28 protein-coding genes and 1 tRNA gene are annotated in these 24,611 nt (G+C 67.7%); 7 read left to right on the top strand and 22 right to left on the bottom strand.

What is annotated here, in order from left to right; translation table 11 throughout:
* Positions 1-8: 8 nt before the first annotated feature.
* Positions 9-689, top strand: coding sequence for a Crp/Fnr family transcriptional regulator (locus tag RUR_RS36250; RefSeq protein ID WP_283139751.1), 681 nt, complete (start codon positions 9-11; stop codon positions 687-689).
* Here RUR_RS36250 and RUR_RS36245 read toward each other — a convergent pair.
* From RUR_RS36245 to sp36, 4 genes are all read right to left on the bottom strand, one after another.
* Positions 671-1,450 (bottom strand): MBL fold metallo-hydrolase, encoded by a 780-nt coding sequence (locus RUR_RS36245; RefSeq protein ID WP_283139750.1) that lies wholly within the window; start codon positions 1,448-1,450, stop codon positions 671-673. The two genes, RUR_RS36250 and RUR_RS36245, sit on opposite strands and share 19 nt — an antisense overlap.
* Positions 1,447-2,295, bottom strand: coding sequence for an NUDIX hydrolase (locus RUR_RS36240; protein ID WP_283139749.1), 849 nt, complete (start codon positions 2,293-2,295; stop codon positions 1,447-1,449). Before RUR_RS36240 ends, RUR_RS36245 begins: the two co-directional genes overlap by 4 nt.
* Before the next feature lie 158 nt (positions 2,296-2,453).
* Positions 2,454-2,930 (bottom strand): RidA family protein, encoded by a 477-nt coding sequence (locus RUR_RS36235; protein WP_283139748.1) that lies wholly within the window; start codon positions 2,928-2,930, stop codon positions 2,454-2,456.
* On the bottom strand, positions 2,927-3,082 hold the full coding sequence (sp36, locus tag RUR_RS36230) for a Sp36 family protein (RefSeq protein WP_283139747.1): 156 nt from the start codon (positions 3,080-3,082) through the stop codon (positions 2,927-2,929). Before sp36 ends, RUR_RS36235 begins: the two co-directional genes overlap by 4 nt.
* 142 nt (positions 3,083-3,224) lie before the next feature.
* Between sp36 and bagA the strand changes: the two genes are divergently transcribed.
* Together bagA and bagB are read left to right on the top strand one after the other, a co-directional pair.
* On the top strand, positions 3,225-4,244 hold the full coding sequence (bagA, locus tag RUR_RS36225) for an ATPase BagA (protein WP_283139746.1): 1,020 nt from the start codon (positions 3,225-3,227) through the stop codon (positions 4,242-4,244).
* Positions 4,241-5,395, top strand: a complete 1,155-nt coding sequence (bagB, locus tag RUR_RS36220; protein WP_283139745.1) for an ATPase BagB — start codon at positions 4,241-4,243, stop codon at positions 5,393-5,395. Before bagA ends, bagB begins: the two co-directional genes overlap by 4 nt.
* Before the next feature lie 154 nt (positions 5,396-5,549).
* On the opposite strand, the gene RUR_RS36215 is transcribed toward bagB, so the two are convergent.
* Positions 5,550-5,846: a WhiB family transcriptional regulator gene (locus tag RUR_RS36215; RefSeq protein ID WP_283139744.1), complete on the bottom strand. Its 297-nt coding sequence runs from the start codon at positions 5,844-5,846 to the stop codon at positions 5,550-5,552.
* A gap of 359 nt (positions 5,847-6,205) precedes the next feature.
* On the opposite strand from RUR_RS36215, the gene RUR_RS36210 reads away from it, so the two are divergent.
* Complete coding sequence (locus RUR_RS36210; protein ID WP_283139743.1) at positions 6,206-8,323, top strand: transglycosylase domain-containing protein; 2,118 nt, start codon at positions 6,206-6,208, stop codon at positions 8,321-8,323.
* 51 nt (positions 8,324-8,374) lie between these two features.
* Here the strand turns inward: RUR_RS36210 and RUR_RS36205 are convergent, their stop codons facing one another.
* On the bottom strand, positions 8,375-8,830 hold the full coding sequence (locus RUR_RS36205; protein WP_283139742.1) for a GatB/YqeY domain-containing protein: 456 nt from the start codon (positions 8,828-8,830) through the stop codon (positions 8,375-8,377).
* Positions 8,831-8,895: 65 nt separating this feature from the next.
* On the opposite strand from RUR_RS36205, the gene RUR_RS36200 reads away from it, so the two are divergent.
* Both RUR_RS36200 and RUR_RS36195 read left to right on the top strand, forming a co-directional pair.
* A complete protein-coding gene (locus RUR_RS36200; protein ID WP_283139741.1) occupies positions 8,896-9,789 on the top strand; it encodes a metallophosphoesterase in 894 nt (297 codons plus the stop codon).
* 107 nt (positions 9,790-9,896) lie between these two features.
* Positions 9,897-9,970, top strand: a tRNA-Pro gene (locus RUR_RS36195).
* A 76-nt stretch (positions 9,971-10,046) separates the two neighbouring features.
* Here the strand turns inward: RUR_RS36195 and RUR_RS36190 are convergent.
* From RUR_RS36190 to RUR_RS36130, 13 genes are all read right to left on the bottom strand, one after another.
* A complete protein-coding gene (locus tag RUR_RS36190) occupies positions 10,047-11,219 on the bottom strand; it encodes a tyrosine-type recombinase/integrase (RefSeq protein ID WP_283139740.1) in 1,173 nt (390 codons plus the stop codon).
* A 75-nt stretch (positions 11,220-11,294) separates the two neighbouring features.
* A complete protein-coding gene (locus RUR_RS36185; protein ID WP_283139739.1) occupies positions 11,295-11,510 on the bottom strand; it encodes a helix-turn-helix domain-containing protein in 216 nt (71 codons plus the stop codon).
* A gap of 116 nt (positions 11,511-11,626) precedes the next feature.
* Complete coding sequence (locus tag RUR_RS36180; protein ID WP_283139738.1) at positions 11,627-12,853, bottom strand: DUF3631 domain-containing protein; 1,227 nt, start codon at positions 12,851-12,853, stop codon at positions 11,627-11,629.
* Positions 12,854-12,871: 18 nt separating this feature from the next.
* Entirely contained in the window at positions 12,872-13,654 is a 783-nt protein-coding gene (locus RUR_RS36175) for a bifunctional DNA primase/polymerase (protein ID WP_283139737.1), read from the bottom strand.
* The gene (locus tag RUR_RS36170) at positions 13,651-13,824 is read right to left on the bottom strand and encodes a hypothetical protein (RefSeq protein ID WP_283139736.1); all 174 of its coding nucleotides are present in this window, start codon (positions 13,822-13,824) and stop codon (positions 13,651-13,653) included. Before RUR_RS36170 ends, RUR_RS36175 begins: the two co-directional genes overlap by 4 nt.
* Complete coding sequence (locus RUR_RS36165) at positions 13,821-14,660, bottom strand: adenine nucleotide alpha hydrolase family protein (RefSeq protein WP_283139735.1); 840 nt, start codon at positions 14,658-14,660, stop codon at positions 13,821-13,823. The genes RUR_RS36170 and RUR_RS36165 overlap by 4 nt, the downstream gene beginning before the upstream one ends.
* Before the next feature lie 269 nt (positions 14,661-14,929).
* Positions 14,930-17,011: a DEAD/DEAH box helicase family protein gene (locus tag RUR_RS36160; RefSeq protein ID WP_283139734.1), complete on the bottom strand. Its 2,082-nt coding sequence runs from the start codon at positions 17,009-17,011 to the stop codon at positions 14,930-14,932.
* Positions 17,012-17,063: 52 nt separating this feature from the next.
* Positions 17,064-18,578: a hypothetical protein gene (locus RUR_RS36155; RefSeq protein ID WP_283139733.1), complete on the bottom strand. Its 1,515-nt coding sequence runs from the start codon at positions 18,576-18,578 to the stop codon at positions 17,064-17,066.
* Complete coding sequence (locus tag RUR_RS36150) at positions 18,575-19,480, bottom strand: DUF2637 domain-containing protein (RefSeq protein ID WP_283139732.1); 906 nt, start codon at positions 19,478-19,480, stop codon at positions 18,575-18,577. Before RUR_RS36150 ends, RUR_RS36155 begins: the two co-directional genes overlap by 4 nt.
* Positions 19,477-19,716, bottom strand: a complete 240-nt coding sequence (locus tag RUR_RS36145; RefSeq protein ID WP_283139731.1) for a hypothetical protein — start codon at positions 19,714-19,716, stop codon at positions 19,477-19,479. Before RUR_RS36145 ends, RUR_RS36150 begins: the two co-directional genes overlap by 4 nt.
* The gene (locus tag RUR_RS36140; protein WP_283139730.1) at positions 19,713-19,931 is read right to left on the bottom strand and encodes a hypothetical protein; all 219 of its coding nucleotides are present in this window, start codon (positions 19,929-19,931) and stop codon (positions 19,713-19,715) included. Before RUR_RS36140 ends, RUR_RS36145 begins: the two co-directional genes overlap by 4 nt.
* Positions 19,931-20,221, bottom strand: coding sequence for a WhiB family transcriptional regulator (locus RUR_RS36135; RefSeq protein WP_283139729.1), 291 nt, complete (start codon positions 20,219-20,221; stop codon positions 19,931-19,933). The genes RUR_RS36140 and RUR_RS36135 overlap by 1 nt, the downstream gene beginning before the upstream one ends.
* Positions 20,222-20,445: 224 nt before the next feature.
* Positions 20,446-20,592, bottom strand: coding sequence for a hypothetical protein (locus tag RUR_RS36130; protein ID WP_283139728.1), 147 nt, complete (start codon positions 20,590-20,592; stop codon positions 20,446-20,448).
* 186 nt (positions 20,593-20,778) lie between these two features.
* Between RUR_RS36130 and RUR_RS36125 the strand changes: the two genes are divergently transcribed.
* On the top strand, positions 20,779-21,444 hold the full coding sequence (locus RUR_RS36125; RefSeq protein ID WP_283139727.1) for a GntR family transcriptional regulator: 666 nt from the start codon (positions 20,779-20,781) through the stop codon (positions 21,442-21,444).
* Between the two features lie 53 nt (positions 21,445-21,497).
* Here RUR_RS36125 and RUR_RS36120 read toward each other — a convergent pair whose 3' ends face one another.
* From RUR_RS36120 to RUR_RS36110, 3 genes are all read right to left on the bottom strand, one after another.
* Complete coding sequence (locus tag RUR_RS36120; RefSeq protein ID WP_283139726.1) at positions 21,498-22,322, bottom strand: hypothetical protein; 825 nt, start codon at positions 22,320-22,322, stop codon at positions 21,498-21,500.
* A gap of 954 nt (positions 22,323-23,276) precedes the next feature.
* On the bottom strand, positions 23,277-23,435 hold the full coding sequence (locus RUR_RS36115) for a hypothetical protein (RefSeq protein ID WP_283139725.1): 159 nt from the start codon (positions 23,433-23,435) through the stop codon (positions 23,277-23,279).
* 285 nt (positions 23,436-23,720) lie between these two features.
* Positions 23,721-24,581: an alpha/beta fold hydrolase gene (locus tag RUR_RS36110; protein ID WP_283139724.1), complete on the bottom strand. Its 861-nt coding sequence runs from the start codon at positions 24,579-24,581 to the stop codon at positions 23,721-23,723.
* Positions 24,582-24,611 lie beyond the last annotated feature (30 nt).

Below are 24,611 nucleotides of genomic sequence, written 5' to 3'. Positions count from 1 at the left end.
AGGCAGCGGTGGACAGCGACGATGTGTTGAGTAAGGCCCCTCTGTTCGCGGCCCTCGACAGGGAGAGCGCGGCGGCCCTGCGAGCCGGTGTCACCGTGCTTCAACTCAACAAGGGCAGAACACTCTTTCACGAGAACGAGAGCGGCGACCGGCTTTACGTGGTGCTTGACGGTAAAATCAAGCTCATCCGCACCGCGTCGGACGGCCGCGAGAACCTGCTCAGTGTGCTCGGCCCCGGTGAGATGTTCGGAGAGCTGTCCCTCTTCGACCCTCGGCCGCGTACGGCCAGCGCGATCGCGCTCACCGATGTGACCCTGGCCGGCCTTGGCCACGACGACCTGCGTCCCTGGCTCAGCGGGCGCCCCGAGGTCGCGCTGCATCTGCTTCGGGCGCTGGCCCAGCGGCTGCGCCGCGCCAACGACGTGATGGCGGACCTTGTCTTCACCGACGTACCCGGCCGTGTCGCCAAGGCTCTCCTCGACCTGGCGAACCGCTTCGGAACACGGGTCGACGACGGCACGCGCGTCCACCACGACTTGACTCAGGAGGAGCTCGCCCAGCTGGTGGGCGCGTCCCGCGAGACGGTGAACAAGGCCTTGGCCGACTTCGCCCAGCGAGGCTGGCTCCGTATCGAGGCCAAGGCCGTGGTCATCCTGGACGTGGACCGCCTCTACAACCGGTCCAGGTAGTCCAGCTGCGCCTGGACCGACATCTCCGCCGCGGGCCACAGGGCCCGGTCGACCTCGGCGTAGACGACGGCGACGATCTCCGCCGGGGTCGTGGCCCCCTGGGCCACCGCTTCTCTCACCTGGTCGAGGCGTTCCCTCCGATGCCGACGATAGCCCTCGATCACCTCCACCGGCTCGTGGAGCATCGGACCGTGACCGGGCAGCAGGGCCCCGACCTCCTGGGCCACCCCCCGCAGCAGATCCAGCGAGACCAGGTAGTCCGTCAGATTGCCCTCGGGAGCGATGAACGTGGTCCCGCGCCCAAGGATCGTGTCTCCGGTGAGCAGGGACGCGTCGGCGGGCAACCACAGGCACAGTGAATCGAATGTGTGCCCGGGTGTGCCGATGACCCGCACCTCGAAGTCGCCGACGGCGACGACATCGCCGTCGGCGAGCCCCTCCCCGCCGTGACGGTGGCGTGGATCCAGCGCGCGTACGGGGGCATCGGCCAGCTCGGCGAACCGCCTCGCCCCGCCCGAGTGGTCACTGTGCCCGTGGGTCAGCAGGATCGCCTCGACCCGTCGCTCCCCGACCCGGTCCATGATCCGCTGAAGATGGCCTTCGTGATCCGGACCCGGATCGACGACCAGTACGGCCTGCGCACCGGGTTCGGCGAGAATCCAGCTGTTCGTCCCGTCCAGGGTCAGCGGCGAGGGATTCGGGGCCAGCACGCAGGTCGCATGCGGCGTACCGGAGCCGTCCAGGCCCTCAGCCGGCTTCACAACACCCTGCCGTGCAGCGCATAGGTGTTTTCCGGAAGGACGAAGCGGAGCTCTCCCGCGACCTCCTCGACCGTCGGCATGAGCGGGACCATGTGCCGCTGCTGCGCGAGGACCGCTTCGACGCTCTGATAGGCCGAGAGCTCAATCAGCGTGGTGAAAGTAGGCACCATGAGGAACATTTCACCATTTTTCGCACTTTCTACGGCGGCCGTCGGGCTCAACCAGGTGACACGATCGGCTTCCCCACTGACGTACCGAGTCCGCTGCCCGGGTGGGAGGGCGGCGACGAAGAACCGCGTGTCGAAGCGCTTCGACTCGATCTCGGGGGTGATCCAGTGTGCCCACGGCCGCATGAGATCGGAGCGCAGCACCAGCCCACGCCGCTCCAGGAGATCGCTGAAGGCCAACGATCGATCGATCAACGCCTCGCGGTCCCGTTCCCAGTCCTCCCCCGTGGTGTCACCGACGACCTCCGCCTCCGCCGAACCGGCGAGCAGGACACCCGACTCCTCGAAGGTCTCCCGGACGGCCGCGCAGACCAGGCCGCGCGCCGTCGACTCCTCCGCCAGAAAGACCCGCGCCCACTCCGCCGGGTCGGGCCCGGCCCAGGCCAGGCCGTGGTCGGCGTCCCGGGGATCGACCGACCCGCCGGGGAAAACGTACGCCCCCGCGGCGAAGGCCATCGTGGGCTTGCGACGGAGCAGGTAAACCTCGATCCCGCCCTCGGATGCGTCCCGGATCAAGACGACCGTGGCCGCGTCCCGCGCCGGGGCGGGCACCAACCGGCCGGCCAGCAGGTCCCGCGCTCGACCTTCGAGCTCCTTGGGCAGGACAACGCTGGACATGGCCACCTCCGCTGGTTCCGGGCATCGCTCGACCATGGTGTCCTACGGCACGCCACGCGCGGCGGGCGCCCCAGGCCGTAGCCGCCTTCCGGCCGTACCTCCACAATCACCCCACCTACCGTCCTGACGGTAGGTGGGGTGATCGCCGGAGAGTTCCACTACGACGCGTCGGCCACCTCGACGATGACCTCGATCTCGACCGGAGCGTCGATCGGGAGCGAGGCGACGCCGACCGCGCTCCGCGCGTGCTTGCCCACGTCGCCGAAGACGGCTCCCAGCAGCTCGCTCGCCCCGTTGACGACCTGCGGCTGACCGGTGAAGTCCGGAGCGCTCGCCACGAAGCCGACCACCTTCACCACGCGCACGACCGACGAAAGATCGCCGATCACCGACTTCACCGCCGCCAGCGCGTTCAATGCACAGGTCCGGGCGAGTTCCTTCGCCTGCTCGACGTCGACCTCCGCCCCCACCTTGCCGGCGGCGAGCAACTTCCCGTCGACCGTGGGAAGCTGGCCGGAGGTGTAGACATACGACCCGGTCCGCACCGCGGGGACGTAGGCCGCGAGCGGGGCGGCCACCTCAGGCAGGGTCAGGCCCAGCTCGGCCACGCGCTTCTCGGGAGATGTGTCGCTCATTCCTTCTCCCGCTTCAGATAGGCGACAAGCTGCTCGGGATTCGGGCCGGGCACGACCTGAACCAGCTCCCAGCCGTCCTGCCCCCAGTTGTCCAGGATCTGCTTCGTCGCATGGACGAGTAGTGGCACCGTCACATATTCGTACCGCTTCATGGTGGCACTCTAAACCGCGCAACCCGGCCACGAGGGCAGGGTCCCTCACAACGGGTACCCCGGCCGGCCTCCGACCCGGGGGAGCGAACCGACGAGGCATCCCCGGGCTCGCGTCAGGTAACCGGAAGGTAGCCTTCGAACCGTGAGCGCTCGCGATACGGACTGGGACGGCGTCCGACTACACGTCGTCACAGGCAAGGGCGGCACCGGCAAGACGACGGTGGCCGCGGCACTGGCATTGGCCCTCGCCTCGGGCGGTCGTAAGGTCCTCCTCGTCGAGGTGGAGGGACGTCAGGGAATCGCCCAGCTCTTCGACCGGCCGCCGCTGCCGTACGGCGAACGCAAGATCGCCATAGCGCTCGGCGACGAGGGGAAGCCGAACGGAGACGTCTACGCGCTGGCGATCGACCCCGAAGAAGCCATGCTCGACTACCTTGAGATGTTCTACGGCATGCGCCGCGCCGGCCGGGCCCTGACCAAGATCGGAGTGGTCGACTTCGCGACCACGATCGCGCCGGGACTCCGTGACGTCCTGGTCACCGGAAAGACCAGCGAAGCGGTACGGCGCAAAGACGCGAACGGGAGACGAATCTACGACGCGGTGGTGCTCGACGCCCCGCCGACCGGCCGTATCAGCAGGTTCCTCAACGTGACCCAGGAGGTCGCCGGGCTCGCCCGGGTCGGACCGATCAAGCACCATGCCGATCTCGTCCGCGGTGTCCTCGCATCCCCGGAGACGGCTGTGCATTTCATCACACTTCTTGAGGAGATGCCGGTCCAGGAGACCATCGACGGGCTCGCCGAGCTGCAGGCCCAGGGTCTGCCCCATGGCGGGATCTTCATTAACATGGTGCGGCCCCAGGTGGTGCCCAAAGCCGCGCTCGACACGGCCGCCAAAGGTCGGCTCGACCCGAACGACCTCGTTCTCGGGCTCAAGGCGGCCGGCTTGGCCGAAGGCGAATCCCAGGCGGAGACCATCGCGTCCGCCCTCGCCGCCGAGGTGACCGAGCATGCGCGGCGGAGTCATCTTGAGCACCGCGAACGACGTGCGCTCGCCCGGACCAAGGTCCCGCGCTATGAGCTTCCACTCCTCGCCGACGGAGTCGACTTGGCCGGACTCTACGAGTTGGCGGAATGTCTGCGAGCCCAAGGAGCAGCATGAGGAATCCCCCTCCGCTCGACGTCGACGCGCTGATCGACGACCCCGCCACCAGAATCATCGTCTGCTGCGGCTCGGGCGGGGTCGGCAAGACCACGACTGCGGCGGCGCTTGGGCTGCGTGCCGCCGAACGCGGGCGATCGGTCGTGGTGCTCACCGTCGATCCGGCCAAGCGACTCGCGCAATCGATGGGGTTGACCGAACTCGACAACACCCCTCGCCGGGTCAAGGGCACCCGGGGCAGCGGGGAACTGCACGCGATGATGCTGGATATGAAGCGGACCTTCGATGAGATCATCGAAGCGCACGCGGACCCCGAACGCGCTCAGCAGATCTTGACTAATCCGTTTTATCAGTCTTTATCGTCCAGCTTCTCCGGCACGCAGGAATACATGGCCATGGAGAAGCTCGGTCAGCTCAGGCACTCCGGCGAGTGGGATCTCATCATCGTCGACACCCCCCCGTCCCGATCCGCCCTCGACTTCCTCGACGCCCCCGAACGGCTTGGGCGATTCCTGGACGGGCGGCTGATCCGGATCCTGACGGCCCCGGCCAAAGCCGGCGGCAGAAGCGCGTTCAAGCTGCTCAACGCCGGATTCGGCATGGTCGCGGGCGCATTGACCAAGGTGCTCGGCGCCAGCGTGCTCAAGGACATCCAGACGTTCGTCTCCGCGCTGGACGCCGTCTTCGGCGGATTCCGGCAGCGCGCCGAACAGACCTATCAGCTACTCCAGGCGTCCGGGACGGCCTTCCTCGTCGTCGCCATCCCGGAGCGCGACGCCATCCGGGAGGCGTCCTACTTCGTGGAACGCCTTGCCGAGGAGCGGATGCCGCTGGTCGGCCTGGTGGTCAACCGGGTGCACCGTTCACAGATCACGACACTCTCCGCAGCCCGAAGCGCGGCCGCGGCCGAAGAACTGGAAGCCCGTGGCGAGCACCCGCTCACTGCGGCCGTACTCCGGCTGCACTCGGACAGAATGCAACTCGCCGCCCGCGAGCGCCGGGAACAGGAACACTTCACCTCGACGCACCCCTCGGTTCCCGTGACCGAGGTCTCGGCCATGGCCGAGGACGTCCACGACCTGGACGGACTCCGGACGATCGGAGAACAGCTCGGTACCGGTCGGCCGGAACGTACGGAGGCTTCGGCTTAAGCGGCCGGACTCAGCGGAATCCGCATCCGGCCGGGTGCTAGGACAGGCCCGACCCCACCTCTGCCGTGATCTCACAGAGTTCGCTCTGCATTGCACAGGCTCGCCCTGCGACGTACAGGCTCGCCCTGCAAGATCACGGCAAAGCTTGAGGACGTCAGCCCGCGATCAGCTCATGGGCTCGTTCGTACTCCTCCTTCGCCGACTCAAGAAGCTCCCTCCACGAGGTCACCTCCGGCCGGCGCCGCAGCAGCGCGCGTCGTTCCCGCTCGGTCATCCCGCCCCAGACCCCAAACTCGATGCGATTGTCCAGCGCATCGGCGAGGCACTCGGTACGGACCGGGCACCCGCGGCAGATCAGCTTCGCCCGGTTCTGCGCGGCGCCCTGCACAAACAATGCGTCAGGATCCGCACTTCGACAGGCGGCGCGGGAGGTCCAATCCGTGATCCACATTCGACCCCACTCCCCTTAGGTGGTCAGTCGTCTCCTCGGCCGACGGGCGCGGGCGTCAGGCCTCCTAATTAGTTGCCGCATGCAAGAACGTATGCAAGGGGACGTGCAGGCCGACAGCCCCCGTTAGGCCCATTTCCGGGATGGTCTTTGGCCAGGAAGGACTAGTTACCTGTGGACCACGATCACCGACGCGCACGTGTTGACCCGTTGATCGTCAAGCATTCGGTGGGGATTCCCCACCGAATGGGTCACCGGTCCGACGTAGTCTTAGACCCGTGCAAGCACAAGGCAAAGAACAGACATCTGCTCTCGTAAGCATCGGCCGACTCATCGGAGCCGGCGCGCTTGCCGGGGTTCTGGTGGCTGCGGTCGCCCTGCCTGCCATCGGCGGAGGCGGCATATCGGCCAAGAACTCGATCGACTGGTTCCAGGCGCTCCCCTCGGATCTCGAAGAGGAGCCACTGGCCCAGCTGACCACGCTGCTCGACTCCAAGGGCACGAAGATCGCGCAGTTCTACTACGAGAACCGCGAGTCGGTCGCCCTGTCGCGCGTGGCGCCGATCATGCAGAAGGCCATCATCGCCGTCGAAGACTCACGATTCTATGCACACGGTGGAATCGATGCGAAGGGCACCATTCGTGCCTTGGTCAAGAACGTCACGTCCGGCGGCGTGACACAGGGTGGGTCGTCGATCACCCAGCAGTACGTCAAACAAGTCCACGTCGAGAACGCCGAGACCCCGAAGGAGAAGATCAACGCCAGAAGGACGACCGTGGGCCGCAAGCTCACCGAGGTGAGATACGCCCTGGCTCTTGAGGAGAAATACACCAAGAACCAGATCCTGGAGCGCTATCTCAACATCGCCTACTTCGGTGCGGGCTCCTACGGCATCCAGGCGGCGGCCAAACGATTCTTCGGCCGGAACGCCATCGATCTCACACTCCCCCAGGCCGCGACCCTGGCGGGGGCGGTGCAGCTCCCGTTCGACACCGACCCGTCCCGCGGCAAGAAGGCGCAGCAGAATCTCTTGGAGCGCCGCAACACCGTGCTCAACCGGATGGCCGAGGTGGGTGACATCACGGTGGCCGAAGCCGAGAAGGCCAAGGCCACCAAACTCAACCTCAAGATGCGGGCCGTACCGGGCAGCTGCGAGGAGAGCCAGTACCCGTACTTCTGCCTCTACGTGAAGAACGAGATCCTCAACAACCCGGCATTCGGCAAGGACGCCAAGGAACGCCGGCGCAAGCTCCTGCGCGGCGGGCTCACCATCAAGACCACCCTCGACCCCAAGATGCAGGCCGCCGCGGAAAGGGCCATCCGGCAGTACGTCAGCCGGAAGGACAAGCCCGTGGCCTCCCAAGCGATGATCGTCCCTGGTTCGGGGGAGATCCGGGCGATGGCCGCCAGCCGCGAGTTCGGCCTCGACAAGAAGAAGAACGAGATCAGCTACAACGTGGTGGCCGACGCGGCGCACGAGGGTGGAACCGGCTTCCAAGCGGGCTCGACCTTCAAGATGTTCACGCTCGCCACCGCGCTGAAGAAGGGCTGGCGCATCAGGCAGGGGATACGTACCCCCGGCGGCTACCGCGCGACGAGCTACGGCGATTTCAGGAACTGCAAGGGCGAACGGGTCGGGGATCCCAACCACACGGTGTACAACTCCGCCGGTGAGGGTGGCGGAGGCGGCTCCTACAACCTGCAGTCGGGAACCCTGAAGTCAGTCAACGTGTTCTTCATGATGCTCACGCAGCAGGTCGGGCTCTGCGACGTGGTCAAGACGGCCAAGGACTTCGGCATCAAGCGGGCGGACGGCAACGCGCTCGTCGAGAACGAGACCTTCACCCTCGGCACCAACGAGATGGACCCCATCACGGTGGCGAACGCGTACGCGACCCTCGGCGCCCGCGGCACCTACTGCACACCGATGGCGATCACCGAGATCAAGGATCGCGACAACAAGATCACCAGGTTCAAGCCGAAGTGCCGGGACGCCATCGACCCGGAGATCGCCGACGCGATCAGCTACATCATGTCCGGGGTCTTCACCAACGGCACAATGGCCGAAGTCGGGGGAATCGGCAGGGACGCCGCAGGCAAGACCGGAACGACCGACGGAAGCATGACCGCGTGGTTCGCCGGCTACACCCCGACCCTCGCCTCTGCGGTGAGCATCGGCGACCCCCGAGGCTCCGCAAAGTACCCGCTTCGGAACATCACCATCAACGGACGCTACTACTCCAACGTCTACGGAGCCACCATCACCGGACGCATCTGGGTGGCCGCGATGAAGGCGGCCCTCGCCGGAACCGATCCAGAGGTGTTCGAGTCCCCCAACTTCGAACGCTTCGGCGGAGGCGTGACCCCCGGCGACGAGCGCGACCGTGACGAGGAGCCGGACGAGGACGACGAACCACTCGAGCCGCAGCCCCTCAACGACGAGGAAACCGGCGATCCACCGATCGTCCCCGGTCTCTGACCCATCAGGTTGTGATCACGCACATCGAATGTGCGTGATCACAACCTGAGCTCAGCCGGAAAGCCGCTGCCGTACGGCCGCCGCAACCCTGCCCCCCTCGGCACGATCGGCCACCCGAGGCGTCAGCACCTTCATCACCTGGCCCATCGCCTTGGGACCCTCCGCGCCGCTCTCCGCGATCGCGGCGTCCACCAGCGCCACCAGCTCCTCGTCGGAAAGCTGAGCGGGCAGGTACCCCTCCAGAATCGCCTGCTCCTCCAGCTCCGCCTCCGCCTGCGCGGTCCGCCCGGCTCCCCCGAACGCCTCAGCGGCCTCGCGACGCTTCTTCGCCTCCCGCTTCAACACCTTGAGAACATCGGCGTCGGTCAGCTCACGAGCCTCCTTACCCGACACCTCCTCGTTCGTGATCGCGGAAAGCGTCATACGCAACGTGCGTGTTCGAACATCGTCGCGGCTCTTCATCGCATCCGTGAGATCCGCTCTCAGCCTCTCCTTCAACGTGCTCATAACCCACATCCTCTCGCTCAAGATTGCAGCACTTCACCTTATTTGTGATCTGGCAACATGGACGGGTGAGGAAGCGAACCGCGATACCCCTGTCCCTGCTGACCCTCGGCGTAGCCGGTCTCGGCTACGCCTCCCTGATCGAACGAAACTGGTTCCGCCTGCGGCGTTTCGACGTCCCCGTCCTACCCCCAGGGCAACGTCCGCTCCGCATCCTGCACATCTCCGACCTGCACCTCACCCCCTCGCGCCGCCTACTGATCGACTGGGTGCGATCCCTGGGCGACCTCGAACCCGACCTTGTGGTCAACACCGGAGACTCCATCGCCCACCCCGACGCCGTGCCCGCACTCCTGCACGCGCTCGAACCCCTCATGACCCGGCCCGGAGTCTTCGTCTACGGATCCAACGACTTCTACACCCCCAAGCCCAAGAACCCCGCACGCTACCTGTGGCGCACCTCCAGCGGAGACCACAACCGGAAAATCCCCGACCTGCCCTGGCAGGAACTCGGTGAAGGCATGGTCGCCGGAGGCTGGCTCGACCTCAACAACGCCACCGGCAGAATCAAAACCGACACCCACGACGTCTACGTCGGCGGCATCCACGACTCCCACTTCCACCGGGACCGATACTCGATGATCGCCGGCCCCGCAGACGACTCGGCCGACCTCCGGCTCGGCGTCATGCACTCGCCGGAGCCGCGGAACATGGACCTGTTCGCCGCCGACGGATACGACCTCCTGCTCGCCGGCCACACCCACGGCGGACAACTCTGCATCCCGTTCTACGGCGCCCTCGTCACCAACTGCGGAATCGACCGCGCACGGGTCAAAGGCCTCCACCGGCACGCCTCCTCCTGGCTCCACGTCTCCGCCGGACTCGGCACCTCCCCCTACGCACCCGTCCGATTCGCCTGCGCCCCCGAAGCCTCCCTCCTCACCCTCCTCCCCCGCCGATAGAACGGGGAGTGACGGCCTACGCGATGGATTCCCACAGATAACCGTGCAACAGGAGCCTGAAGAGTCCGCTAGACTTCTCGTTGCACGGTGAGAAACGCACTGTGCGCCGGGGTGTAGCGCAGCTTGGCAGCGCGCTTCGTTCGGGACGAAGAGGTCGTGGGTTCAAATCCCGCCACCCCGACAGATAGTGCCAGCTAGTAGGCCACTTCCGATTTCGGAAGTGGCCTTATGCGTTCGGTGAGTGTCCAACTGCGTGACTACGGTTCCGGGTCGGCCTTGAAGATGCGGTCCATGGCCACGGCTCCGCCTTGAAGCACCGGCCGGATCTGCTTCCGGTAGACCGCCTCAGTCACCGCCGTACTACTGTGGCCAACCAAGCGCGAGATCTCCTCCAAGGAAAGACCGTTGTCCGAGAGCAGCGAGACGAAGCTGTGCCGCAACTCTCGGGGTGTCCAGTTCTTCGGGTCGATGCCGGCAGTCTCTGCCCCCGCGATGGCCTTACGGAAGTCGCGGCGAACGCACGAGGGATCGAGCGGCGTACCCACCTTCGTAACGAACACCAGGCCGTGTTCCTTCCAACGTTCCCCCGCCGCTTCCCGCTCCCTGCTCTGCTGCATCCTTTGGTGAAGCAGGGCGTCCACACAGCGCTTGGGTAGTGCCAGGGTCCGCCGTGACTTCCGAGTCTTGGTGTCTCCCCCGGCCCGCACAGAGCGCCATACGGCTACGTGCGGTGGAATCGGCGGGGTGGCGTTCGGATCTCCCGTCAGGTCGACGTGATCCCACGTCAACGCCCGTAGTTCCTCGGTACGTGCCCCGGTGAGAAGTGAGACCACGACGTAGGCGTGCATCCGGGAACTCTCGGCGGCTCCAAGCACCGATTCCGCCTGGGTAAACGTGAGCGCCTTCGACGGGCGGCCCTCTTGTCCCTTGGGGACTGAGCAGAGCGCAACGACGTTCCGCTTCACCTTGTCGCGTGCCATTGCCCGCTTGACCGAACGGTTCAGGCAGGAATGGAGCGCCTGCAACGTCCGGGTACTGAGCGTCTTCCCCTTGCCGGCAAGCCATTTGTCCACGTCTTCGGCGCTGAGGTCCCGAAGCTTCCGGGCGCCCAACGCAGGGATGACGTGGGTCTTGCACAGGATCGTGCAGGTGGTCACCGTGCCTTCGTCCCGGCCGTTGAGCCCGTAGGCCAACCAGTCGTTGACGGCATGTCCAACCGTGTAGTCCGAGGAAGCGATGGCCAACCCATCCTCGTAGTCGCGAAGCACTTCCTTGAGCTTGTTCTTCGCTTCGGTCTTGGTTGTGCCACTGCCCCGTTTGGTGATCCGCTTTCCGTCCGGCGTGTAGCCGAGACTCGCCGTGGCAATCCACCGTTGACGCTTTTCGTCCCAGTGAAGGCCACCGTCGCCACGGCTACGTCGTTTGGTCATAGCGAGTGCTCCTTAGTGATCGGGGATGACGGTCTGTTCAGCCGTCATCCCTGCGATCCGACGTGGGGACAAGATCTAGGCGGCGTTGGCTCTAGTGCTTCCTGATTCGCTGCGAAGCAGGGCCACGTAGGCCGCGATGGAGGATGCGGGGATGCGTCGAGATCCCCCCTCTTTGACCGACTCCAGACGTCGGGACTTGAGAAGTTCGTAGACCTTGCTACGGCTCAGACCTAGAAGAAGTACGGCTTCCGGCACGCGATAGAGCCGGTCACTCTCGATCGTGGTGGGCATGATGGCGATCTCCTCTGTGGTTGCGTGGGTGGCACATTCCGAGGGGGGTAGCCGTCCCAGCCGTCCCAGGCTCATTTGTGCTGGTCAGGCTGGGACGGCTTGGATTCTGGGACGGCTCAAGCCGTCCCACGGGTTGGGGGTGGGACGGCTTGAGCCGTCCCACGATCTGAGCCGTCCCAGGGTTGACCTGCGACGGGACGGCTGGGACGGCTGGGACGGCCACCCCGGGGGTCGAAGGGCAACACCGCGGCTTCGACGTCGGCCGGGCGCTCGTCTTCGGGGCAGTAACGGGCCCACGCGTCGGCGAAATCAGCGCGCTGGTACCCCTTGGACTGGCTGCCGTCGGGGAACCGCACGTTGCCGGACTTGATGTCGTACTCGCGCAGCAGGACGGCGAGTTTCATCGCGGTGAGCCCCGTCGGCCCGTGGTCGATCCACGGGGCTTCCGGGTCGCTTTTCAGGCGGTCCAGGAGAACCCCGGTCGGTAAGGCCGTATCGCGTCCGAACGCGGTCCGGCAGTCGGTGAGCAGCCGGATTCGGGTCGACGGCGCCCCGTTGTCCTGGGCGGCCTCGGTCAGCGCGACCACGGCCGCACGGGCCCGGTCGGGCCAGTGACCCCCGGCGAGGTCGGCCACGGCGACCAGGGGTTCCCAGGTGTCGGCGGCCCGGTCCTCCACCGGCATCGGGGGTTCGGCGGCTTCGAGGTCGGCGAGGTTGGCGCGGAGCCACTCGTTCAACGCGGCGGCCAGACGACGCAGCGGCTTGCGGTCGCGACGGTTGCGGAACGGTGCCACCGATTCCCCGGGCAGCCGCCGGCGCATCCGGACGACCACGGCGCGGTCTTCGATGGTGTCGGGCATGGAGCCGATTCCCGCCAGCGCGGCCATGGCGAAGGTGGGGATGGACTCCACGGTGCCGCTGTTGGCGTCGTATCTGAGCGCGGGCCGGTTCCGCTGGTGTCCGGCGTTGAGCAACCCGCGAAGGTCCTCGTTGCCGTCTTTGGCCCCGAAGATCGTGTCTGCTTCGTCCACCAGGAGCGTCGGCGGGTCCCCGGTGACGGAGCGGTAGACCGCGGCCGGTGAGGCGTTCACCGTGATCACCGGCGCGTGGCACGTCGCCTCCACCACGTCCAGCAGGCGTGACTTGCCGCACCGCTTCTCCGGCGCCTTGATGACCAGGCGCGGCGCATGCGCCCACGCCGGTTGAGCGTGGGTGGCGGCGATCCACAGTGCGACGGACCAGGTGGCTTCCTGCGATGGCAGGATGACGAACCGGTTCAACGCGTCGAGCAGCTGGTCAAGCAGCATGGCACCATCGGGTTCGGGCTGGTTCAGGTCGGTCATGGTGTCTCCCGGATATGGTCAGCGTCGGCCGGAAAGGCGGAACGCGTCGGCGGCTGTACGGCGGGCCTCACGCTCGTCGAGGCCCTGGGCGACGATCACGGTGACCAGCTGGTCAAGGTCGGCTTCGTCGGCGCCGTTCTCCACGGCGCGGCAGCACGCCCAGAACAGGCCGCGGTTCCGGTTGCCTTTGGTCTGGGTGGCGAGCCATGCGGCGAGCCCGGGAATACCGGTTCCGCTGCTCTGCGGCGGGCTTGCAGGGCGTACGGTGCGGGGCCGGGGCGGATCGAGAAAGCGGCGGACTTCACCCCAGTTGAGTTGGTTCTGCGTGAGGCCGGGCCTGGAGAGCACCGTGTACCGCCTGCCGCCGACCGTGCTCGGCGGTACCAGGACGTAGCCGCCGGCGGCTTTGAAGTCCAGGTGGCAGGCAGGCAGCGACCCGCACGACTGGCCGGTCCCGGGGTAGTAGCAGTGCAGCCCGCCCGACGGGGTGGAGATCACCGCGAGCGGTGCGGGCAGCAATCCCGCCTGCTTGAGCCGGTTGAATGCCGGGTACCCGCTTCCGGTCTCCTTGACGTCGACATCCAGCACATCGACGGTGCCCAGGCCGGTGGGGACGGCGACGTTGGCGTGCGGCACCTGCCGCCACCACCATGCGACCAACTCAGAATCTGCGCTCGCCCCGTGGAAACCGTTCGGGACCAGCCGACCCAACGGCCGCTTGCCCCCCGGCTGGCACGGAAAGACACGTCGGCCACGGGCGATGAGTGCCAGCGCGGCGGCCAGGAGAGGGTTGGTGTTCACGGGGTCTCCGATCCGGTGGTGTCAGGGACCCGGCGCAGGCCGCGGAACGGCCGGACAACCCGGGTCCCGTCGGCGCGCTGGATGAGGACGTTGCGGGGACCTCCGCCGGGTCCCCAGGCGATGAGCACTACGACGGGTTCGCCGCGTTCGAGGTAGGTTCGCCCGGTCATGTGAAGCACCATCCGGAATCGCATCCGCCGTCGCCCAGGTCGAGCGGCAGGACGTCATCGGCCGGAACGACCTCATCCAGCGGGGCCGCATACCGGGTGAGCCACACCGGGTCCTTGCCCAGCTCGGTCCGGCGCCCGTTGAGCAGGGTTTCCAGCGCACACGACTTGGCGAAGAGTTCGGGCTGTTCGCGGCGCATGTCGGCCCAGGCGCTGAGCCGGTGGAACGGGCAGAACCAGCACGAGGACTTAGGCGGGACAGGGAGTCCGGCGGACCGGATGATCGACGGGCAGTCGGCCCGGCGAATCCGCAGATCAAGCAGCGGGTAGACGATCTGTTCGTAGGGTTCGCACCGGCGGGCGTTCGCCCGGTGGATCTCATCCAGGGAGATTCCGATGCCCACCGTCGCCGGGTGCTCTCCCGATGCGCCGTGGGCTTTGAGCCACCGCCCGATCACGCGGATCTTGAAGTCGGCTGTACAGCTCCGGGTGCCCGGGGCGCCGTTGCTCATCCGGACCGGGATCGGCAGTGAGCGGGATCCGGGCTTGGTGAGCCGTCCGTAGAGGGTTTCCACGCTGCCATCGCGCCGGAGTCGATCCAAAAGGTGCAGCGCGATTCCGTGCCGTTCGGCGAAGGGGGCCGCGTGCTCACTGATGTAGGCAAGCGTCGCCGGGTGCTCGGAGTCGGCGCCGACGTTGGCGAACAGGAACGTGCGGTAAGGCAGGTCACCACGAGCGGCCAGAACCAGCGCGGCGGTTGACTGCCACCCTCCGCCGTAGCTGAAGACGGTCAGATCGGAACGGGTCGGTTGATCAAGTGGAGTGAGCTCTATCGTCATGGTCCACTTCCTTGATTACTGTCGGTGATCGCGTTTAGGTGCGATGGGATGGCCGCGGGTCGGCATGGCCGGGGTGGGGTGTCCGGGGTGTCCCCCCTGTCCGGGGTGGGGGGTCGGAGCCTGGCAGAGGTCAGCAAGGGGGGTGTCCCAGACCCGGACACCCCGTACGGGCAGCCTTGTTTCAGCTGGTCAGTTGGTGTCCGGGGTGGGTGTCCGGGGGTGTCCCCCCGGACAGGGGGTGTCCAAAGTGGGTGTCCGGGGTGTCCGGGTCACGCGGCAGGCCACGCGGCCACCTCCGGGGGCACGTGCAGCTCCCCGTTTCGAATACGTTCGGTAGCGGTGATCAGGTCTTCGCGGGCGTATCCGCGGCGTTCCTGCCCCCCGCGGCTGAACGCGCGTGCCAGCGGGAAGACCTCCAGCGGTCGCAGGAGCGCGGCCAGGTCGGTGGTCGCCGTGATGCCGAGTGCGGCGGCCAGGCTCTCCGAGTGCATCCGATCGTCTCCCGCGTCGTTGAAGGCGGCCAGGCACCGGCGGAGAAGTTCGGGGATCCGTCGGCCCGGATCGGTCTGCCGGGGGTCTGATGGAGTCTGATGGGGCATCAGGTCGGGCCACTGGTCGGCGGAGCCGACGGCGGGCCGGGCCGGGACCAGGTCGGGCCATGAGTCGGCGCCACCGGGCACGAGTGTGAGTCTCCGTGCGGGTGCGGGTGTCGGCCGGGGCACGGCGAGTTCGCGGCCGGTTCGGGTGTCTTCGGTGTCCAGGCCGGTGTCGGTGAACGCGGCCTGCATCCGGCGGTACCGCAGCGCGTAGGCCGGACCGGCCACACGCTGGCTCGCCTCATCCAGTTCGGGCCGGGTGCGGGCGAGGGTGAGCGCGGCCTCGACGATCTGAGACGGGGTCATCAGGTAGGCCCGCCACGGCCGCGGGTTTCCCTGGTCGGCCTGGAGGTACCCGCACCCGGGGCCGGGCAGGTCCTCCACGCTGAGCCCCTTGTTCCACCCGTACAGGTACGACAGCTCGGTGTCGTCCCGCACATACATCCCGATGCGCAACCCCGACTGCTTGAGCACGTTGGGCGCGATCATGTCCTGCGTGGCTCTCAGGCTGGACACGATCACGTTGACCGCCTCGTTCCGGCCGATCCGCTGCAACTCCTCGATGCCGTCGCGCAGCGCCCGCAGCACCGGGTCACGCTGCGCGGGCGACAGCGCCTCGCCTCCTTCGTCGACGATCAGCACGATCTCGGGCAGGCCCGCCGACACCGGGAGCAGGGCGCTGTTGGTCTCGACCTTGAGCCGCCGATAGGACCTCTTGCGGTCTTTGGCGACCGCGAGCGCGGCCTCCACCATCGCCAGAGCGTCGCCGGGGGTGGAGGCGGACCAGTCGATCACGGGCCGCGGGCTGTCCCCTTCCAGCCACGGGTGCAGCCACGGCTGGCTCAGCCCGCCGCCGTTGAGGTCGACGTGCCATACGACCGCGTCCCGGCACCGGGCGATCTCGCAGGTGAGCACGTGCAACACGTTGGTCTTGCCGCTCCCTCGCTGCCCGGTGACCAGGCCGGACAGCTCCCGCAGCGGCGCGTCGGCGATCGAGGAGTCCCGGTGCTCGCCCAGTTCCACCGGGTCCAGGATGCTGCGCGGCCGGTAATCGCCCGGGTGCGGGATGTTCTCATGCAGCCGGTTGAGGGTCGACACGTGCAGGACGGCCGACCCGCGGTGACCCCCGGCGGCGACCTCCACCCCGCACCCGTCGGGAAGCCGCGCGTCGGCGGCGAGCGCGTCCGCCGCGGTCTCCAGGTGCTTTCGGGTGGCCCCGCCGACGGGCAGGACCACGGCCAGGGTGTACCCGGCGCCGGACTCCCACCGGCGGACCCCTTCGACGGTCACCCGCAACCGGCACACCCGGGCGATCCGGCTCTCCCACTCGACGGCGAGGCGGGAGTCGCGGCGCAGAACCAGGCTCGACCCCGGGGCGGTCCGCACGGCCGCACGGCGGGTGCGTCCCAGCGGGGACAGCACCCCGGCGGCCACGGCACCGACCCCCAGGGCGGCGAAGGTGTCGACGCTCCACAGCAAGCCCGACGCGAGGGTGTAGGTGAGCCACCCCCCTGCTCCGGCCCAGCATCCGGCCCGGTAGACCAGCGCGGCCGGGCCGCGGCCGGTCCCGGTGAGCACAGTGCCGGCCACCCCGGCGACGCTCGCCGCCGCGGCCCACCACGGGGCCACCCCGGCGATGTCGCCCACCGACGCCAGGGCGGCCAGTCCGAGCGCGGCCTGGGCCGTCGCCGACACCGGGCCCCGCGGGGTGATCGACCAATCCAGGCGTTGCGCCGTGGCCTTTGAGTTGGACACCGTGCTCTCCTTCCTTCACAGATTCAAGGGACCGGGGGGACGGGGGGTGTGGTCAGACGTTCCAGAGCGGTTCGCCGGTGCGGGGCGCCTCGTCCCGGCGCAGGTCGTCCTCGTGGAGCCGCCGGAACAACGGCCCGATCTCCTGGGCGGCCTGCACCAGCGCCGTGTGCAGCTTGTACAGCTCGAACAGGGCTTCGACCACGGCCGGGTTGATCGGGTAGGAGCCCTGCAACCGGGCGGCGTAGGTGCGCAGCGCCATGGCGACGTTCACCGGGATCTCGGGGAGCTGGTCGAGTTCGCGGGCGACGGCGAACATGTCGGCCGGGGCGTAGGCGGACACGGCGGCGTTCATCTCGGCGGACGCGACCGCCAGCGGGAATCCGGACATCGGTGTTCTCCTTCGGTGCGTAGGGTTGGGGTTGGGTGTGGTGGTGTTGTCGGCCCCGGGCCGGGGGTTCGGCTCGCCGTGGGGGCCGGGCCGGGGCTGGTTCCCCGCCGGGACGGGGCCGGTCTTCGGGGTTTCCTTGGGGTTCTCGGGCGGCTTCCTCCGTTCACCGGCCCGGTCCGGCCGTTCGGGTGCGGGTGCCTGCTCCGCGGTGCGGGCCCGGCGGTCCCGCCACCACCGCAGGATCCAGGCGATCAGGCGGGCCAAAGGGCCGGCGATCCGGCGGCCGGACCGCCATACGCGGGTGAGGCGGCGGCCGGTCCTGCGGTCGACCCACGCACCGGCCCGGCGGGCCCGGGTCGACACGGCCCGTCGAACGCGAGCTGTCCTGCTTCGCACCCGGTCACCTCCGGTGTCGTCCGTACGGTCTTTCCGGCCCGTTCGGCGGGTCGTACCGCCGGTGCGGTCTGCGGTCCGTTCCTTGATCCGGCGAGCTCGCCGGGCCGCGGTCCCACCGGTGCCGCGTACGATCCGCCGGGCACCCTCGACCGCCCGCTCAACGGCCCGGGGCACCGTACGGGGCTTGCCCGTACGAGCGGTACGGCCACGGCCGCCCGGGGTCGAGCCGTCCGTACGGGCGGACGGGCCGGGCCGACCCGTACGGGGCTGACCCGCCGGTGCGGGACCGGAGACGCCGGGTCGGCCTGCTCCGCCCCGGCGGTGCGTGCCGCCGGTACGGGAGGCACCGGGCACGGCGAACCCCGAACCCGTACGGCCCGTGCGGCTTGTGCGGGCCGACCCGTACGGCCGCTCCGCCGACCGGCCGGAGCGGTTCCCCTCGTCGGCGCGCCGTCGGCCGCGGCCGAACCGGGCGGCGGCACCGGCACCGGCGACCGCACCGGCGCCGGCCAGTCCCCACCATCCGGTGAGCTGGAACAGGCCCGCACCGGCCACCGTCACCGCGGAGACGGCCGCCAGAGCCAGACCCCCGGCGGGAAGCCCACCGAAACGGGCCGGGGCCTGCTCGTCCGCCCGGTCCTCCCGCTCCTCGGATCGGGTCGCCGGGATCGGCATCGCCGTGGTCACCTGCTCGTCCACCACCGGCACAGACGGCGGAGTCTCGCGGACGGCGTCCACATCCGCATCGGCACCGGTGCCGGTGTCCGGGGTCTTCGTGCTCACGACATCACCTCATCGAAGACCGGGATCTCCAGGCCGGGCGTCTCGGGGAGGGTGCACCAGGACACACCGGGTTCGGGCTCGACCCCGGTTTCACGGGTGAGATCACGAGCCTGCCGGACCGCCTTCTCGCACCAGCTGCGCCCGTATCCGGTGCGCTCCATCAGCACCGGGTAGTCCGGCGTCCACCCCGCACCGCGCGCACGGGCCGCGGCGATCTCGGCGGCCAGTTCGGCGACGACCGACTCACGGTCGCGTACGGGGGCCGCCCCGTCGAGATCGGGCTGTACGGGTGACTCCCGTACGGCGTCCGCCGCCCCCGCACCGGCACGTACAGGCTTCGCACCCGCGATTGCAGGCACCCGCTCGACCGGCCGTGCGGTGTCGGGCAGGGCCGCGCGCCGTACGGGGCGGACAGGGATTGCCCGTGTGAGCCGTACGGGTCGTACGGACGTCGACCCGCCCGTGCGGACGGCGTCCGTACGGGTGAGCGCGGCGGACCGGTGGATCAACCCCATCAGCAGCTCGAACGCGATCGTGAGCGTGACGGCGGGCAACGCCGCAGTGATCGCACCGACGATCCCGTACCGCCACCCGTACAGCACGTTCGCCCCCAGGGTGAGCGCGATGCCCACCCCCAGCGCGACCCAGGACAGCCAATGCCGGGCCAAACCCCGGCGGGCCGAATCCAGCAGCGTCAACGAGGCGGCGACCAAGAGACCGTCGATGCACAGCGGCACCAAGTACGCGGTCAGCCCTGATTCGCCGTGTGCGGTGACCACTGTGAGGATGTGCCGGTAGGACACGATCGCGGCCACCACGGCGAGCAAGGCGACCACGGCACCGGTCGAGACGCGCACGATCCGGACCCCCACCGTCGGCCGGTTCGCCGCCGGGCGGCTCATGCCCTCACCCCGCCGGGAGGCAGGGCGAGTTCGGCCCGCCAGTCGGCGATGTGCGCCCGGATCGGGTCGCCGGGGTCGGCGGCGAGCGCCTGGGCCAGGGTCAACGCGGTGACGGCCTGGTTGCGGTCGAAGCGCCGGCCGAACCCGGTGACCGACCAGGTGCCGTCCGCGCCGCGTTCGGCCCGGCGGCCGGTGTGCTCGCACACCATGACCGTGTCGGAGATGTGCAGCGTCACGGGGTCACCCCCGGCAGGGTGTTGGGTTCGACGGAGAAGAACGTAACCACGCCGCCGCGCACCTGGTCCGGGAGCTGGTTGATAGCCCACCGCAACAGGGATTCGCGGGTGGTGCCGGGGGTGACGGTGACGGTTCGCCAGATCGTGCTCATGGCCATGTCCCGGTTGGACGCCTTCGTCACCGTCAAGACGACAAGGAACTCCGTGGCGGTCATCACGCGGCCTCGGAAAGGCCACCGGGGAAGCCCCCGATCTCGTCGGCCGTGAAACCGGCCCACACGCCGTCCGCCGGGCGTACGGCCATGGCGTAGTCCAGGCACAGCGCCCGGACCGGGCAGAGGTCGCACACCTCGCGGGCGACCTGGACACGCGCGTCACGCTCCGGCTTGGACTCCGAGTGGTCCGGCCCGGCGTGCAGGTCACGGTCGTACCGGCACTCACCGGACTTGGCCAGAACACTCCAGGCGTCGGACGGGGTGAGCGGCCGGGAGGAGTAGAGGATCATCGCTTGCCACCGTTCGGTTTGGCGTCGGGCTGGCAGAAAGGGCAGGGGTACGGGCCGCTGCCGGGGTTCCAGATCTGTCCGCCCCGGCATGCCGGCGGACAGCCGGTGGCCTTGGCGGCGGGGAACGGGTGCGTCATGATGGATGTGCTCCTTTCGTGGAGTGGGCGGCCCTGTGTCTTGGTGGATGGGGGGTCGCCCTTTGGCGTGGATGCCGATCCGGGTTGCTACAGGTTGTTGATGAATGTGGTCAGCGCGTGGCCGGTGTGGTTCACGAACGTCGCGGCGTTCTCCGGGCGTAGGAGTACGAACGCCACGAAGGCGATAAGCAGCAGCGTCGGCCAGACGCGGCGGGTCGGTCGGTGATCGTGCATCGCAAGCACCTCCCTTCGAAGCGATGCAATCGGGTCTTCCGTGCGTTTCCGGGTGACCTCTCCGCGTGGAGCGAGTCACAGGGGCTAGCGTATACGTAGCTACGTATACGCACAAGCCCTTGGGATACGATGTTGCGTATACGTTGAGCACGACACCGAAGAACCGCCGAAGGGGATGAGTAACCAGTGCCAGAACCGGCCTACGTCCGCATCGCGGGTGACTACGCCCGGCGTATCCGCAGCGGAGAACTACCGCCTCGTGTCCAGCTACCGAGCTACAAGGAAATCGCTCAAGAGAACGAAGTCTCAGAGATCGTCGTCAGGAAGGCCCTTGAGCTGCTTCAGAGCCAGGGGCTCGTTCGATCCGTACGGCGGCGCGGCGTGTTCGTCGCCGACCGGCCCAACCTCGTGCGCGTCTCGCCAGAGCGGCAGATGGAGTCTGCCGAGCGCTCGTTCGAGAACGAAACCGATCGAGGAATTCAGGTCGAGCGGGAGACGCGGGAGATTCCCGCCATTGGGGAACTCGCAGAAGTTCTCGGGCTCTCAGAGGGTGAGCTGATCACCCACGTCATCACCCGTGCGACCGAAGGGGTTCGGCCTATCTCGATCTCCGACACCTACCAGCCGGTGGGCATTGTCGGCGTGTCGGAAGCGGCCTTCCTGGAAGAGACCATTGCTGACCAACTCCCGGCAGCGTTGCATGCCGATTGGCTGCGCACCACGCCCGGTGATCTCGTCAAGACCGTCAATCAGCGGTTTCTCGCTGATGATGGCCGGGTCATCATGATTTCCGACGTGTCGTATCCGAGGGACCGCTACGACGCGTTCGTGTTCCGCATGTCCCTCAGGTAGCCGAACAGCAAGAGGGGGCGCCGAATCGTTCGGCGCCCCCTCTTGCTGTTCCCTCAGTTCCGCACCCAGCCCTGCGCGATGTCTGACTCTCTCCACCACGAAACGAAGTGCGGGTCTACGGAGTCCAGTCTCCAGCGGGCCGACAGGGTATCGAAGAAGGCTTCATTGCCGGTCTTGCCACCCTTGGGCTCCCCGATGTAGATCAGGCGTTCGCCACCGGCTTTCTCGAAGGATGCCAGCGCCTCGGACGACATCTCATCGCCCCAACCAGGCGGCCAGCAGAGGAACAGCACGTGGTTGGTGCCTGCTGTGAACTCCTCCAGGCCGTACACCGGGTGCCACACGTCCGCCTGTCCGGCAGCTTCGAGGAATGAGACGTTCTTGGTCCTGTCTGGTGGTTCCAGGTCGTACGCGTCCACTGTGAGCCCCGAATGCGCCAACTGCGCGGCCCAATATCCCCGACCAGCCCCTAGTTCCACGATCGGGAGGTCAGCGCAGAAATCAGACATCCATGCGATGGTCTCCGGGGAAGGAATCGCGTAGGCGTAGGTCGCTTGCAGGATCATTTGTGCGTACGCGAGTCGCGCGCTCCCCTTGGCCTGACCGCCGTTCACCACACGCCGGCCCTCGTGCTCGAACACGAACGGCTCAACGATGTCCCAGTACGGGTTCGCGCTCGCAGTGAGCCCACCGGTCACGAAGTGCACGAACCTGAGGTCAAAGGCCGCGTCGGCTTGATCATCACCAGTTCCCGGCAGGCCGGTCGCCATGTCCAGATAGTCGGCCACCTTGGGATACTCGGCCTTGAGCCGCTGTTCGTCCTCCAGGAGCGCCGTCAGTTCGTTCCACCGCTGTGTCGTCATGGTCAAGTTGGCCATGACAGCGAGTTTCCCTCACCGGGTCTGTCCGCGCCACGATTCACGAGACATCCTCACCAGTCCCTTACCGCAGCAGCTGAAATGAGCGTTACGCGTCGCACGCGGCGCTGTCCGATGCGTCTCTGCCGATGCCGGCGCAGCGGGTTCGTGCCATCATGGAGCCGAGTTTGCAGCGGACCTCCCGGGGTCTATGCGCTACCGGAGGTTCACTGCAATCCCACGCCGGATCCTGTTACGGAACGAGCCATTGACCTGCGACATAATCATGGGGGCCTCATCAACCCTCTGAGGGATAGCAACCCAGAACGCGCCGAGCACCCGATCGGGGGAGTCCAGGGCCTCATCAACCCTCTGAGGGATAGCAACAGCCACGCCTTAAACTGGACGACGTTCTGTATCGCGGGCCTCATCAACCCTCTGAGGGATAGCAACGGATGGGTGTGCCCATTCTCCCAGCTGGTCATGTACGGGCCTCATCAACCCTCTGAGGGATAGCAACGTGAGGCGCTCTCGGAGCGTCATCTCGGCTGATCACTGAGGTGTAGGGAGCGGGGGGTGAGTGACCAGCTGCGTTACAACCGCCATGGACGTCAGTGGACGCCTACGGACTTCGGTGGGCTGTTCGGTGAGGTCATCAGGCATAGACCGGCTGGTTGTGATCACGGTTGGATTGCTTCGGGACGAAGAGGTCGTGGGTTCAAATCCCGCCACCCCGACGAACGCGAAGGCGACCTGTGTCCACGGAGAGCGTGGGCCTGGTCGCCTTCGTTGTTTTTGCTCGGCTCCGCCTCGCGGAGCGGGGGCTTCGCCACCCGCACCCCCATCCACCCCGTCCGGGCCAGGGTCTGCTTGACGTCATCGGGCGCTTGGCTGCGCCTCACGGGACCCACGACAACCCCCGACCGGACCAGGATCCGCTTGGCCGGGGCGCTTGGCTGCGCCTCGCGGGAGCCATCACACGAACCGGTGTCCATGGAAGGCGTGGGCCTGGTCGCCTTCGTTGTTTTTGCTCGGCTCCGCCTCGCGGAGCGGGGGCTTCGCCACCCGCACCCCCATCCACCCCGTCCGGGCCAGGGTCTGCTTGACGTCATCGGGCGCTTGGCTGCGCCTCACGGGACCCACGACAACCCCCGACCGGACCAGGATCTGCTTGGCCGGGGCGCTTGGCTGCGCCTCGCGGGAGCCGGCATCCGACCAGACATCTCGGTTCGACCCATTGGATGCCCGTCCAACGAAAGATGTCTGCGCCGCGGCGCTGCGGCCGAAGTCATGCGCCCCGTTCGACGGCCTGGACCGGCAACGTCCGGCTGCTTTGGGAGGTCACCACTGGCCGGGTGGGCCGGGTGATATCGCGGCTTGAAGCCGGTTACAGCGTTTCCGGCGCCCGCAGGTTGTCGCTCACAGTTGCGCGGTGAAGCGTGTGATGTGTTTCGCGATGATCTCGGCGTGGTCTTCGAGCGCGAAGTGGCCGGTGTCCAGGATGACGATCTCGGCGTGAGGAAGGTCGTCGCGGTAGGGGTGCGCCCCCGCTTCGGGGAAGATCTCGTCGTTGGCGCCCCAGGTGATCAAGGCCGGTGGCTGGTGGGTGCGGAAGTACTCGTGCCAGCGCGGATAGAGGCCGGGGTTGGTGCGGTAGTCGTAGAGCAGGTCGAGCATGGCGTCCTTGTTGCCCGGACGATTCAGCAACGCGCTTTGCAGCACCCAGTTGTCCGGGTCGATGCGGGACGGGTCGTTGACTCCGTGGGTGTAGTTCCACTCCAGCGCCGCGTCGGAGATCCCCGCGGAGCGGATGGCTTCGCGGTTGGTGGTGCTGGGGTCGGCCCAAAAGGCGCGCAGGGGCGCCCAGAAGCCGTCGGGCAGCCCCTGTTCGTAGGCGTTGGCGTTCTGGATGACCAGGAACGCGACGCGATCGGGGTGGCGGGTGGCCAGTCGGAAGCCGACGGGACCACCGAAGTCCTGCATGTACAGCCCATACCGGGTCAATCCAAGGTGTTCGGTGAGGTGTTCCACGATGTCGGTGAGACGGTCGAAGGTGTAGTCGAACCGCGATGGAGGCGGGGCGGCGCTGTGCCCGAATCCGGGGTAGTCAGGGGCGATCACATGGAACCGGCCGGCGAGCAGGTAGATGAGCCGGCGGAACATGAACGACGAAGCGGGGAAGCCGTGCAGGAGGAGGAACGTCGGATTTCCGGGATCCCCGGCCTCCCGGTAAAAGATCTCCAGGCCGTCGATGGTGGTCTTGCGGTGGTGCGTGGTCATGGATACTCCTTTTCCGGCCGATGGCGAGAT

This window comes from Rhizohabitans arisaemae, from assembly GCF_025996515.1.
Lineage (GTDB): Bacteria > Actinomycetota > Actinomycetes > Streptosporangiales > Streptosporangiaceae > Rhizohabitans > Rhizohabitans arisaemae.
The sequence above is the reverse complement of the archived record's forward strand: the minus strand, read 5'-3'. Positions and strand labels throughout refer to the sequence as shown.